Below are 13570 nucleotides of genomic sequence, written 5' to 3'. Positions count from 1 at the left end.
CTTCCTGCGTGCCATCTGCCCGCGGTGTGGGCCGCACGCCTCTCGATGGTCTGAAAAAGATGCTGGATAATAAAGCATGACCCGCTTGACGGCTAGCGCCGTCGGAGACCCTTGCAATGCCTGACCAAGATGTACGTTTGCAACACCTGAAAGTTTGGCTCGATGAGCAGTTGCCGATCCTCTTTGCAGAACAAGGCTGGGGACCCGTGCCCCCGGCCACGTTGACCGCAGCCAGTAGCGACGCGAGTTTTCGGCGCTACTTTCGCTGGGAAGGCGAGGGCAGAAGCTTTGTTGTGATGGACGCTCCCCCCCCTAAGGAAAACTGCAAACCCTTCGTGGATATTGCTTTTCTGCTGGCGAAATCCGGAATAAACGTGCCGAAAATCTATGCCGAAGACCTCGAACAGGGGTTTCTGTTGCTCAATGACTTGGGCAACAAGACTTATCTGGACGTGATTGACAGCGAAAATGCCGACGACTTGTTCAAGGATGCCGTGCAAGCGCTGCTGGCTTTTCAGCAGTTGCCGATGGTCGCACCGCTGCCAAGTTATGACGTGGTCTTGTTGCGACGCGAGCTGGAATTGTTTCCCGAATGGTACGTGAAGTGCGAGCTGGGCATCGAGTTCGACCCGGCTCAGCAAATGCTCTGGCAGCAGGTCAGCGAGTTGCTGATCGATAGCGCCCTGGCCCAGCCCAAGGTCCTGGTGCATCGCGATTACATGCCGCGCAACCTGATGCTCAGCGAGCCGAATCCGGGTGTGCTGGATTTCCAGGATGCAGTCTATGGTCCGGTGACTTACGACGTGACCTGTCTGTTCAAGGATGCGTTCCTCAGCTGGCCCGAGGAGCGTGTACGCGGCTGGCTGGAAGATTACTGGCAGCAGGCGGGCGATCTCGGGATCCCGGTTCAGCCCGACTTCGAGGATTTTCTGCGCGCCAGCGACCTGATGGGCGTGCAGCGTCACTTGAAAGTGATCGGCATCTTCGCCCGGATCTGCCACCGCGACGGCAAGCCGCGTTACTTGGGTGATGTGCCGCGCTTCTTTGCGTACATAGAGGCCGTGGTTGCCCGCCGTCCCGAACTGGCTGAGCTGGATGTATTGCTGGCCAGCCTGCGCGCTGGAGCGAATGCATGAAGGCGATGATTCTGGCGGCAGGCAAAGGCGAGCGCATGCGCCCGTTGACCCTGACCACGCCGAAACCGCTGGTTCGCGCCGGCGGGGTGCCGCTGATCGAGTATCACCTGCGCGCGCTGGCCGCCGCCGGTTTTACCGAGATCGTGATCAATCACGCCTGGCTCGGCCAGCAGATCGAAGACTATCTGGGCGACGGCTCGCAGTATGGCGTGAGCATCCAATACTCGCCGGAAGGTGAACCGCTGGAAACCGGCGGCGGGATCTTGCGCGCATTACCGCTGCTGGGGGCTGAGGCCTTTTTGGTGGTCAACGGTGACATCTGGACCGATTACGACTTCAGCGTGTTGCATCAGCCTATCGCCAGGTTGGCGCATCTGGTGCTGGCGGACAATCCGGCTCATCACCCGGCCGGGGATTTCAACCTGGTCGACGGGCAGGTGCACGATGGTCAGGCGGACACCGCCAACTTGACCTACAGCGGCATCGCAGTGCTGCACCCGCAGCTGTTCGAGGGTTGCTCGGCAGGGGCCTTCAAGCTTGCGCCGCTGCTGCGTACCGCCATGGCAGACGGGCAAGTGACCGGCGAGCACCTGAACGGGATCTGGGTAGATGTAGGCACACACGAGCGTCTGGCCGAAGTGGACACTCTGATAGAAGCGAGACGCTGACATGCTGTGGCCAGGGACTCTGATCGGAGCCGGAGCGGGCTTTGCCATCGCCAGTATTCCGGGGGCCATGCTTGGCGGCTTGTTGGGACAGGCGTTGGATCGGCGACTGCAACTGCAGAGCTGGGCGGATGTGCGGGAAAAGCTCGGCGGCCGGCCGACGCTGCGCAACGATGAACTGCTGTTCGTGTTGTTGGGGCGCCTGGCCAAGTGCGATGGGCGGGTGGTGGATGGACACATCCATCAGGCGCGCCAGGAGATGCGCTCGCTGGCAATGACCGAGTCGGCTCAGCGCCGTGCGATTGCGGCGTTTAATCGCGGCAAATCGGGGCATGACCGGTTGCGTGGTTATATGCGCCGTCTAAGTGCTCAACCCCATGCAGCGGAAGGCGTCTTGCGCGCCTGTTGGCGGATGATCTGGGCCGATGGACACGCCGGTGTCGGTGAGCTTGAGCTGCTAGCCCAGTGGGGTAAATGGTTGGGCTGGACGCGGCAACAGGTGCAAGCGCTGGCGACCGACTATGAACCGCAGAAACGTCCGTTGGTCAGCGGCACCGTGACTTACCAGGAGGCTTTGCGGCTATTGGGCGTGTCCGCCACCAGCGAGCCGGCGCAGATCAAGCGCGCTTATCGACGCTTGCTCAGTCGCCATCACCCGGACAAGATCGCCGGCAGTGGGGCGACGGCGTTGCAGGTGCGTGAGGCGACCGACAAGACTCGTGAACTGCATACTGCCTACACGTTGATTCGTGAGCGGCGGGATTTTCGGTAGGGCAACAGAGTTGTGTTGTCTCTGATGCCGCCATCGCGGGCAAGCCACGCTCCCACAGGTTTTAGTCGTGCCCATATCATGCGGCAACCTGAATCCTGTGGGAGCGTGGCTTGCCCGCGATGAGGGCGACTCGGTCTATCGATTTTCCTCAGGCTGAGGATTCAACCATCCCCGAACCCGACGAACCAATTGCTCTTGCTCAGCCTTGCTGTTACCCGGCAAGGCCTTGAGCGATACCTGGCTGAAACCCGAAGCCTTCAAGCGTTTGCTTGCCTGCAAACGCTCCAGCGCCGCATTGCGATCCACCGGCTTATCCCTATAGAAAATGTCTGCAGTAGGCAGTTTCAATGTGGGTGCGAGTTCAGCCAGTCCGGGTTTCGCGCTAACCGGCGTCTGGGCGGCGACCATCACCAGTTTTTCGACCTGCGGGGGCTGTTTTTCGCTCAGATAACGCGCGGCCCAGTAAGCACCGGTGCCATGACCCAATACAACGATGCTGCGGGCGCTTTGCTGTTCGGCGTAGGCAATGGCCGCGTCGATGCGGGCGAAGATTCGTTCGGCGTCAGCCCCGGCCCGTTCCTCGGTGGTTTCGACGATCGCCTTGTCCGCCATCTCCGCTTCGCTGCCGACCGCTTGCTCGATGGGCGCGGCAGTGGTGGCATCCTTGCTGCCGGTTTCGGGCGCTTTGAGCGTTGGCGGCATTTCAGCGATACGTGGCGCAATGGCATCGCTTTGCGGGTCCGGCAAGGTGATACTCAGGCTGCTCCACTCGGCATCCGGCAATGTGCGCCGCAATGGAGCGATCGCTTGCGGCCAGTCAACGGTTTCGCCAGCGCCCGGGATGATAATCACCGCGCCTTTGGGGCTGGCGGTATTGGCCGGTTTCCACAGGGCCAGAAAGGTATCGGCACCGGCTTGCAGTTGTTGCTGTTCCTGGACCGGGACCTGTCGCTCAAGGGCGGTCGCGTCTTCCTGGCTTCGCTCTGGCAACGGCGGGCGCTCAAGCGGTTTTTCTGCGGTTTTCCCCGCGGCGCTGGAAGCCGGGTCGGCCGCCTCGACGGAAAAGGCGCAAGGCAGGATCAGCGACAGGCACAATGCTGGCATTGCCAGGCGGTAGACAGGGAGCATCGGATAGTCCAGGCCAGAAGTAATTCCGCAGCCTAATGGGTTGGTCAGTATTTGTCAGTGTGTGAGACTTCAATGATACGTTTTCGCTGCCTTTGGGTTATCGGCTGTTTGTGGTTCCCCTCGATGAGCTGGGCGGCGTCCGTGCCTCCGGCGCACGTCACGCCGTTGTCCACGGACCAGCAGCAATGGCTGGCCCAGCATCGTGAGTTGCGCGTCGGACTGTTGCTGCAAGTGCCTTACGCCCAATACGATCGCCGTTTGCAGCGATTGTCGGGCGCTAACGTCGAGCTGATGCAGTGGCTGGCCAAGTCACTCAAGGTCGAACTGAGCTGGCGTCACTTTTCCGACCTTGCGCAGCTGGAAGCCGCTGCGCGTGAAGGTGCAATCGATATCGCTCCAGGGCTGAGTCAAACCCCTGGCGGTCTGCGTCTCTGGCAGTTTTCCGATCCGTACATGCGGGTACCGCAACTGGTGGTCAGTGACCAGAAAAGCACCGGCATAGTGGAGCTGGAAAAACTCGACAGTCAGACCCGCGTCGCCGTGCGCATGCCCAGCGCCACGGCCGATTACCTGCGCGGCAATTACCCGCATTTGAACCTTCAGGGCGTACCGATCGAGCGCCAGGCACTGCAACTGTTATTGAGTCAGCAAGCCAGTTACGCCGTGGTCGATGAAGCGCAGCTGGGGCGCCTGTCCGCCGAGCCGGAGTTCGCCGCACTGGTCGTGGTCGGTGACATTGGCCTGCCGCAACTGCTGCGGGTGGCCACGCGCCGGGACTGGCCGGAGCTGGCCGGTATCGTCGAAAGCGCATTGCGGGCGATCCCGGCCAAGGACCTGGAGCAGTTGCACAGTCAATGGCTGCAACCCAAATACCCGCGGCTGACCGAATCACCGGGTTTCTGGCAAAACCTTTCTCTATTGTTGACAGTGTTGATGCTGAGCAGCATGGCCATCGTGTACTGGCAACGTCGGCAGCAGCGCAGCCTGGAGCAACGGTTATTGGCGGCGCGGGAAGACATTGCCCTGCGTGCCGCCAGCGAAGAAGCCTTGCGCCTCACTCAGTTTTCCATCGACCAGAGCACCGTCGGCATTCTCTGGGTCAACTGGGACAGCCATGTGCGCTACGCCAACCGCGCGGCCGAAACCATGTTGGGCTATCCGGCAGGCGGGATTATCGACAGACCGTTGATCGACTTTGAGCCGGGCCTGCACATGGACCGTTGGCTGAACCTGTGGAAACGCGCCCGGGCCAGCGAGGAAGGCCCGCAAAGTTTCGAAACCAACTGTGTGCGCTCCGATGGCAGTATTCTGCCGGCGGATGTTTCGTTGAGCTTCCTGCGTTTTCGTGACGGCGAATATCTGGTGGTGTACCTCAACGATGTCACCGAACGCCGCCGTGCCCTGGCCGCCTTGCAGGAAAGCGAAGCGAGGCTGCAAGGGATCGCCGCCAATGTTCCGGGATTGGTCTTTCGCCTGGAACGTGCGCCGGTGACCGGACAGATCGACTTTGCCTACATCAGCGAAGGCAGCGAGAGCCTGGTGGGTTACTCGCCAGCCACTCTGGCCCACCGTGACAAAGGCTTGCGCAGCCTGGTGCATCCGGACGACAAGGCCAGCTATCACCAGACTCAGGACCATGCGCTGGACACCGACAGCGACTGGTCGTGGCAAGGACGGATTCTCACCCGTTCGGGCGAGCAACGCTGGGCGGAGATCAAGGCCATTACCCGCCGGCTCGAAGACGGTGCCTATGTCTGGGACGGCATTGTCTGGGACATCAGCGAGAGCAAACGCATCGAGCTGGAACTGGCCAGCTCCCGGGGGCAATTGCGTGAGTTGTCCGCTCACCTGGAGAGTGTACGGGAGGAGGAAAAGGCCCGCATCGCCCGGGAAGTTCATGATGAGTTGGGTCAGATGTTGACCGTGTTGAAGCTGGAAACGTCCATGTGCGAACTGGCCTACGCCCAGCTCGACCCCGGTCTGAACGAACGCTTGAACAGCATGAAGCGCTTGATCGCTCAGTTGTTCCAACTGGTGCGCGATGTGGCGACGGCGTTGCGCCCACCGATTCTCGATGCCGGGATTGCATCGGCCATCGAATGGCAGGCCCGCCGCTTCGAGGCGCGTACACAGATTCCGTGTCTGGTGCAGGTGCCGGACAACCTGCCAGTGCTCAGTGATGCCAAGGCGATTGGCTTGTTCCGGATCCTTCAGGAAGCGCTGACCAATGTCATGCGCCATGCCCGGGCGCATACTGTTGAACTGACATTGACGCTGGAAGGCGACGAGTTGTGCCTGACGGTCAGTGATGATGGCGTAGGATTCGTCCCCGCCACCGGTAGGTCGACATCCTTTGGTGTAGTCGGCATGCGCGAGCGGGTGTTGATCATGGGTGGGCAGTTGTCGCTTGAAAGTGAACCGGGGGAAGGCACGACCTTGAGTGTGCGAGTGCCGGTGGGTGAAGCCTGAAGGTAAAGTGGTGCCTGTGCTGACGTCTTCGCGAGCAGGTCGAATCGTCGCACCGTCGCTCCTACAGGGAATTGGGTCAGTGCACAAATCTCTGGAACACCGAAGTCCACTGTGGGAGCGGGCTTGCCCGCGATAGATCTTGAATCTGGAGAAGTCTGTGATCCGTGTACTGGTAGCCGAAGACCACACCATCGTCCGCGAAGGCATCAAGCAATTGATAGGCCTGGCCAAGGACCTTCTGGTGGTAGGGGAGGCGAGCAATGGCGAGCAGTTGCTCGAAACCTTGCGTCATGTTCCCTGCGAAGTGGTGTTGCTGGATATCTCCATGCCTGGGGTCAATGGCCTGGAAGCCATTCCGCGGATTCGCGCAATGAACAATCCACCGGCGATTCTGGTGTTGTCGATGCACGACGAAGCACAAATGGCCGCCCGTGCGTTGAAGGTCGGCGCCGCCGGTTACGCAACCAAGGACAGCGATCCGGCGCTGCTCCTGACCGCGATCCGCAAAGTCGCGGCGGGCGGGCGTTATATTGATCCGGACCTGGCCGATCGCATGGTCTTCGAAGTCGGGCTTACCGACTCGCGGCCGTTGCACTCGTTACTGTCCGAGCGCGAATTCTCAGTGTTCGAACGCCTGGCTCAGGGCGCCAACGTCAACGACATTGCCCAGCAACTGGCCTTGAGCAGCAAGACCATCAGCACCCACAAGGCGCGGCTGATGCAGAAGCTCAACATCACCTCCCTGGCGGAACTGGTGAAGTACGCCATGGAGCACAAGCTCCTCTAAGAACACCGCTGTCCCATGTGGGAGCGAGCTTGCTCGCGATAGCGGACCATCAGTCGACATAAAAGTTGAATGTCAGACCGCAATCGCGAGCAAGCTCGCTCCCACATGAATAGTGGTCGCATGCCCATTTACGACATCCTGCACAGCCGCTTTTGCCCGTTCTTGCGGCTTGCAGCTTGAAACTTGCCGCTGCCCCTACCCATCCCCGCCATCCTTGTAGGGCAATCCCTACCCCCAACCTTCCATCCGGCTGAGGCCATTCTCTCCTGCGCCCCGATTTGCGTGGTCACCAGCGTCCACTAGGCTTAGTCCTCAGCAGTCATCAACAACAAAGGTGTGGGTATGAGCCAGGTCGATTCAAGCGCAGGGGCCAGCGACATTCTGGTCAGCTTTCGTGGAGTGCAAAAGAGCTACGACGGCGAGAACCTGATCGTCAAAGACCTCAACCTGGACATTCGCAAAGGCGAATTCCTCACCTTGCTCGGGCCGTCCGGCTCCGGCAAGACCACCAGCCTGATGATGCTCGCCGGTTTTGAGACCCCGACCGCCGGCGAAATCCTGCTGGCCGGGCGTTCCATCAACAACGTGCCGCCGCACAAGCGCGACATCGGCATGGTGTTCCAGAACTACGCGTTGTTCCCGCACATGACGGTGGCCGAGAACCTGGCGTTCCCGTTGACCGTGCGCGGTTTGAACAAGAACGATGTCAGCGACAAGGTCAAAAAAGTCCTGAGCATGGTCCAGCTCGATGCGTTCGCCCAGCGTTATCCGGCGCAGTTGTCCGGTGGTCAGCAACAACGTGTGGCCCTGGCCCGTGCCTTGGTGTTCGAACCGCAACTGGTGCTGATGGACGAACCCCTCGGCGCGCTGGACAAACAACTGCGCGAACACATGCAGATGGAGATCAAGCATCTGCACCAGCGTCTGGGCGTAACGGTGGTCTACGTGACCCACGACCAGGGCGAAGCCCTGACCATGTCCGACCGTGTGGCGGTGTTCCACCAGGGCGAAATCCAACAGATCGCCGCGCCGCGCTCCCTCTATGAAGAACCGAAAAACACCTTCGTCGCCAACTTCATCGGCGAGAACAACCGTCTTAATGGCCGCTTGCACAGCCACACCGGCGACCGCTGCGTCGTCGAGCTCGGCCGCGGTGAAAAGGTAGAAGCCCTGGCGGTCAATGTCGGCAAGACCGGCGAACCCGTCACGCTGTCGATTCGCCCGGAACGCGTGAGCCTCAATGGTTCGAGCGAATCCTGCGTCAACCGCTTCTCGGGGAGGGTGGCGGAATTCATCTATCTGGGCGACCACGTCCGGGTTCGCCTGGAAGTCTGCGGCAAGACCGACTTCTTCGTGAAACAACCGATTGCCGAGCTCGATCCCGAGCTGGCGGTTGGCGACGTGGTACCGCTTGGCTGGCAGGTCGAGCACGTTCGCGCGCTCGACCCGCTTCTAGAGGCGCATTGATCGCCCCCCTGCTTCAACAACACCAACCCTGCACGTGGAGAGAACAATAAATGTTGAGATCCCTGAAATTCACCGCTTTGGTCATGGGCATGATCGGTGCGGCACACGCGATGGCGGCGGGCCCGGACCTGACCGTGGTGTCCTTTGGCGGGGCGAACAAGGCGGCGCAGGTCAAAGCCTTCTATGCGCCGTGGGAAGCGGCAGGCAACGGCAAGATCGTGGCAGGCGAGTACAACGGCGAGATGGCCAAGGTCAAGGCCATGGTCGACACCAAGAGCGTGTCCTGGGACCTGGTGGAAGTTGAATCGCCGGAACTGTCCCGTGGTTGCGACGAAGACATGTTCGAGCAACTCGACCCCGCGCTGTTCGGCAAGAATGAAGACTACGTCAAAGGCGCTATCCAGCCGTGCGGCGTGGGCTTCTTCGTGTGGTCGACCGTGCTGGCCTACAACGCCGACAAGCTGAAAACCGCACCCACCAGTTGGGTGGATTTCTGGGACACAAAGAAATTCCCGGGTAAACGCGGCCTGCGTAAAGGCGCCAAGTACACCCTGGAATTCGCACTGATGGCCGACGGCGTTGCGCCGAAAGACGTCTACAAAGTGCTGGCTGGCAAGGATGGTCAGGATCGCGCGTTCAAGAAGCTTGATGAGCTCAAGCCAAGCATTCAGTGGTGGGAAGCCGGCGCACAACCGCCGCAATACCTCGCTTCCGGTGACGTGGTCATGAGCTCGGCCTACAACGGCCGGATCGCTGCCGTGCAGAAAGAAAGCAACCTGAAAGTGGTGTGGAACGGCGGTATCTACGACTTCGACGCATGGGCGATTCCAAAAGGTCTGGACAAGGCACGTGCTGAAGCGGCGAAGAAATTCATCGCGTTCTCGGTGCAGCCGCAACAGCAGAAGACCTATTCGGAAAACATCGCGTACGGCCCGGCCAACGTTCAAGCCGTACCGCTGTTGGCCAAGGATATCCTGAAGGACATGCCGACCACCCCGGAAAACATCGCCAACCAGGTGCAGATCGACGTCAGCTTCTGGGCTGACAACGGCGAGCAACTGGAGCAGCGCTTCAATTCCTGGGCTGCGAAGTAAGCAAGTCACACGGGACGACGGTTCACCGGATGATCGTTCCCACGCTCTGCGTGGGAATGCCGCCCGGGAAGCTCCGCGTCCCTGTGACGCAGAGCGTCACTGGATGCGTTCCCACGCAGAGCGTGGGAACGATCAGCACCCAAAGTTCGAGGCGGCGTTTGCCGCCTCTGCAACGATCAAAGATTTCCGGAGTACGCCATGGCCACCGCCATTCCCCTGAACGCGGGCACAGACCCCACCTTGAAGCAGCGGCTCAAGCATGCCGAGCGGATCAACCGCTGGAAGGCCCAGGCCTTGATCGCGCCGCTGGTGCTGTTTCTGCTGCTGGTGTTCCTGGTGCCGATCGTGGCGCTGCTCTACAAAAGCGTCGGTAACCCGGAAGTGGTCGGCGGCATGCCACGCACCGTGGCGGCCATCGCCAGCTGGGACGGCCGCGGCCTGCCCGCTGAACCGGTTTACAAGGCGGCCAGTGAAGACCTGGCCGAAGCCCGCAAGAATCAGACCTTGGGCGACCTGTCCAAGCGCTTGAACATGGAGTTGGCCGGCTATCGCAGCCTGCTGACCAAAACCGCCCGCGCCTTGCCGTTCGCCACCGAACCGGCCTCTTATAAAGAAGCGCTGGAAGGTCTCGACGAGCGCTGGGGTGACCCGGCCTACTGGCAAGCCGTTCGCCGCAACACCAGCAGCATTACGCCGTACTACCTGCTGGCGGCGGTGGACCACCGGATCGACGACCTCGGCGAAATCGCCCCCGCCACGCCCGATCAGGCCATCTATCTCGATATCTTCGCCCGGACCTTCTGGATGGGCCTGATCATCACCGTGATCTGCCTGGTGCTGGCGTATCCATTGGCCTATCTGCTGGCGAACCTGCCGTCGCGGCAAAGCAACCTGCTGATGATTCTCGTTCTGCTGCCGTTCTGGACCTCGATTCTGGTACGGGTCGCCGCGTGGATCGTGCTGCTGCAATCGGGCGGCCTGATCAACAGCGGCCTGATGGCGATGGGTATCATCGATAAACCGCTGGAGCTGGTGTTCAACCGTACCGGGGTCTACATCTCGATGGTGCACATCCTGCTGCCGTTCATGATCCTGCCGATCTACAGCGTGATGAAAGGCATCTCGCCGACTTACATGCGAGCGGCGATTTCCCTCGGCTGCCACCCGTTCGCCAGCTTCTGGCGGGTGTACTTCCCGCAGACCTATGCCGGTGTCGGCGCCGGTTGCCTGTTGGTGTTCATCCTCGCCATCGGTTACTACATCACCCCGGCCTTGCTGGGCAGCCCGAACGATCAGATGGTCAGTTACTTCGTCGCCTTCTACACCAACACCAGCATCAACTGGGGCATGGCGACCGCGCTGGGTGGGCTGCTGCTGTTGGCGACCGTGGTGCTGTATCTGATTTACAACTGGCTGGTGGGCGCCAGTCGCCTGCGCCTGAGTTAAGGGGAGAACGAAATGCTGAGTCCTTATATGTCGCCCATCGAGCGGGTGTGGTTCTACAGCTTGCGGATTCTCTGCGGCTTGATCCTGTTGTTCCTGATCCTGCCGGTGCTGGTGATCATTCCGCTGTCGTTCAACTCAGGAAGTTTCCTGGTGTACCCGCTGCAAGGCTTCTCGCTGCAGTGGTACCACGACTTTTTCGCGTCGGCGGAATGGATGCGGGCGCTGAGGAACAGCATCATCGTCGCCCCGGCGGCAACGGTGCTGGCGATGATCTTCGGTACGCTGGCGGCGATTGGCCTGACCCGTGGCGACTTCCCGGGCAAGCCGCTGGTGATGGCGCTGGTGATTTCGCCGATGGTGGTGCCGGTGGTGATCATCGGTGTCGCCAGCTATTTGTTCTTTGCGCCGCTGGGGCTGGGCAACAGCTTCTTCTCGCTGATCGTGGTGCATGCGGTGTTGGGTGTGCCGTTCGTGATCATTACGGTGTCGGCGACCTTGCAGGGGTTTAATCAAAACCTGGTGCGGGCCGCTGCAAGCCTGGGGGCTTCGCCGCTGACGGCGTTTCGGCGGGTGACCTTGCCGTTGATTGCGCCGGGCGTGATCTCGGGGGCCTTGTTCGCCTTCGCCACCTCGTTCGATGAAGTGGTGGTGACGCTGTTCCTCGCCGGCCCCGAACAGGCAACCCTGCCACGGCAGATGTTCAGTGGTATCCGCGAAAACCTCAGTCCGACCATTGCTGCCGCAGCGACGCTGCTGATTGCCTTCTCGGTGATCCTGCTGCTGACTTTGGAATGGCTGCGTGGCCGCAGCGAAAAACTGCGCACCGCCCAGGTCTGACACCGGTCGTTATATTTGACGCCGATCCCTGTAGGAGCCGGCTTGCCGGCGAATGGCATAACACGGTGTGTCAGGCGAACCGCGTTGTGCCATTCGCCAGCAAGCCGGCTCTTACGGGGATAATGCGCAAATCGAGCACCGTCGATATCGAGAAGATCTACCGAGCGGCGTACTGATCATCGCGGTCCCGTCGCGCGCGTCAAAGCATGCGGTATACAATGCGCGCCATCGTGATTTTGCTCAGTAAAGGTGCGTCATGCAGCCCTTCGTCATTGCTCCGTCGATTCTCTCCGCCGATTTCGCCCGCCTGGGTGAGGAAGTGGACAACGTCCTGGCCGCCGGCGCCGACTTCGTACACTTCGATGTCATGGACAACCATTACGTGCCGAACCTGACCATCGGCCCGATGGTCTGCGCCGCGCTGCGCAAGTACGGCGTGACTGCACCGATCGACGCCCACCTGATGGTCAGCCCTGTGGACCGCATTGTCGGCGACTTCATCGAGGCCGGCGCGACTTACATCACCTTCCACCCGGAAGCCACGCAGCACGTCGACCGCTCCCTGCAATTGATCCGCGAAGGCGGCTGCAAGTCGGGCCTGGTGTTCAATCCGGCGACGCCGCTGGACGTGCTCAAGTACGTGATGGACAAGGTCGACATGATCCTGCTGATGAGCGTCAACCCGGGCTTCGGCGGGCAGAAATTCATTCCTGGCACCCTTGACAAGCTGCGTGAAGCGCGGGCACTGATCGATGCCTCCGGTCGTGACATCCGCCTGGAAATCGACGGCGGCGTGAACGTTAACAACATTCGCGAAATTGCCGCCGCTGGCGCCGACACCTTCGTCGCCGGCTCGGCGATCTTCAATGCACCGAACTACCAAGAGGTGATTGAAAAGATGCGTTCCGAACTGGCGCTGACCCGCCCATGAGTGGCTTTGAGCAGCTGTTCCCGGGCGCTTTGCCGCGGCTGGTGATGTTCGATCTGGATGGCACGCTGGTCGATTCGGTCCCCGACCTCGCGGCGGCTGTGGATAACATGCTGCTCAAACTCGGCCGCGCACCTGCGGGAATCGAGTCCGTGCGCGACTGGGTCGGCAACGGTGTGCACATGCTGGTGCGCCGGGCCTTGGCCAACCACATCGATGCCGAGGGTGTCGATGAGGTCGAGGCCGAGCATGCCCTGGAGTTGTTCAACGGCTTTTATGAGGACGGTCACGAGCTGACGGTGGTTTACCCTGGCGTGCGTGACACCCTCAAGTGGCTGAACAAGCAAGGCGTGGAAATGGCACTGATCACCAACAAGCCGGAGCGCTTCGTCGCACCGCTGCTGGATCAGATGAAAATCGGTCGTTACTTCAAATGGATCATCGGTGGCGACACCTTGCCACAGAAGAAGCCGGACCCGGCCGCGCTGTTTTTCGTAATGAAAATGGCCAACATTCCGGCATCCCAATCGTTGTTCGTCGGCGACTCGCGTAGCGATGTGCAGGCGGCGAAAGCGGCGGGGGTCAAATGCGTGGCGCTCAGTTATGGCTATAACCATGGCCGGCCGATCGCCGAAGAGTCGCCGGCGCTGGTGATCGACGATCTGCGCAAGCTAATTCGCGGTTGCCTGGATCCGGCCGCTGAGATAACGTTGGCCGACGCTGTTCAACCCCCTTCTGGAAATCCCATCGTGGTGGTCACTCGCAAACTCTGGATGAAAGTCATCAAGGCCCTGGCCCGCTGGCGTTGGCGCGCCTGACTTGTTCCTGACCGGCATCCCGG

General features: G+C 60.8%; 12 protein-coding genes. 11 read left to right on the top strand and 1 reads right to left on the bottom strand.

What is annotated here, in order from left to right; translation table 11 throughout:
* The first annotated feature begins 116 nt into the window (after positions 1–116).
* From ACA067_RS30020 to ACA067_RS30010, 3 genes are read left to right on the top strand one after another with little or no spacing between them, the layout of a single operon-like run.
* Positions 117–1136: an aminoglycoside phosphotransferase family protein gene (locus ACA067_RS30020; protein WP_497459706.1), complete on the top strand. Its 1020-nt coding sequence runs from the start codon at positions 117–119 to the stop codon at positions 1134–1136.
* Entirely contained in the window at positions 1133–1804 is a 672-nt protein-coding gene (gene murU, locus ACA067_RS30015) for an N-acetylmuramate alpha-1-phosphate uridylyltransferase MurU (protein ID WP_497459705.1), read from the top strand. The genes ACA067_RS30020 and murU overlap by 4 nt, the downstream gene beginning before the upstream one ends.
* Position 1805: 1 nt before the next feature.
* On the top strand, positions 1806–2573 hold the full coding sequence (locus ACA067_RS30010; RefSeq protein WP_497459704.1) for a DnaJ domain-containing protein: 768 nt from the start codon (positions 1806–1808) through the stop codon (positions 2571–2573).
* Between the two features lie 135 nt (positions 2574–2708).
* Here the strand turns inward: ACA067_RS30010 and ACA067_RS30005 are convergent, their stop codons facing one another.
* Positions 2709–3701 (bottom strand): alpha/beta hydrolase family protein, encoded by a 993-nt coding sequence (locus ACA067_RS30005; protein ID WP_497459703.1) that lies wholly within the window; start codon positions 3699–3701, stop codon positions 2709–2711.
* A 72-nt stretch (positions 3702–3773) separates the two neighbouring features.
* Between ACA067_RS30005 and ACA067_RS30000 the strand changes: the two genes are divergently transcribed.
* The 8 genes from ACA067_RS30000 (at position 3774) to ACA067_RS29965 (ending at position 13547) form a co-directional block, all read left to right on the top strand.
* On the top strand, positions 3774–6170 hold the full coding sequence (locus ACA067_RS30000) for a PAS domain-containing sensor histidine kinase (RefSeq protein WP_497459702.1): 2397 nt from the start codon (positions 3774–3776) through the stop codon (positions 6168–6170).
* 157 nt (positions 6171–6327) lie between these two features.
* Positions 6328–6957 carry a response regulator gene (locus ACA067_RS29995; protein ID WP_428278099.1) on the top strand — a complete coding sequence of 210 codons (630 nt, stop codon included), beginning with the start codon at positions 6328–6330 and terminating at the stop codon, positions 6955–6957.
* Between the two features lie 342 nt (positions 6958–7299).
* Positions 7300–8424 (top strand): ABC transporter ATP-binding protein, encoded by a 1125-nt coding sequence (locus tag ACA067_RS29990; protein ID WP_497459701.1) that lies wholly within the window; start codon positions 7300–7302, stop codon positions 8422–8424.
* A 50-nt stretch (positions 8425–8474) separates the two neighbouring features.
* Entirely contained in the window at positions 8475–9518 is a 1044-nt protein-coding gene (locus tag ACA067_RS29985; protein WP_497459700.1) for an ABC transporter substrate-binding protein, read from the top strand.
* A 198-nt stretch (positions 9519–9716) separates the two neighbouring features.
* Positions 9717–10964 carry an ABC transporter permease gene (locus tag ACA067_RS29980; protein ID WP_497459699.1) on the top strand — a complete coding sequence of 416 codons (1248 nt, stop codon included), beginning with the start codon at positions 9717–9719 and terminating at the stop codon, positions 10962–10964.
* Positions 10965–10976: 12 nt separating this feature from the next.
* On the top strand, positions 10977–11801 hold the full coding sequence (locus ACA067_RS29975) for an ABC transporter permease (protein WP_497459698.1): 825 nt from the start codon (positions 10977–10979) through the stop codon (positions 11799–11801).
* Between the two features lie 256 nt (positions 11802–12057).
* Positions 12058–12732: a ribulose-phosphate 3-epimerase gene (gene rpe, locus ACA067_RS29970; RefSeq protein WP_028621492.1), complete on the top strand. Its 675-nt coding sequence runs from the start codon at positions 12058–12060 to the stop codon at positions 12730–12732.
* The gene (locus ACA067_RS29965) at positions 12729–13547 is read left to right on the top strand and encodes a phosphoglycolate phosphatase (protein WP_497459697.1); all 819 of its coding nucleotides are present in this window, start codon (positions 12729–12731) and stop codon (positions 13545–13547) included. Before rpe ends, ACA067_RS29965 begins: the two co-directional genes overlap by 4 nt.
* The last annotated feature ends 23 nt before the right edge of the window (positions 13548–13570 follow it).

The organism is Pseudomonas sp. LBUM1674 (genome assembly GCF_059695635.1).
The sequence above is the reverse complement of the archived record's forward strand: the minus strand, read 5'-3'. Positions and strand labels throughout refer to the sequence as shown.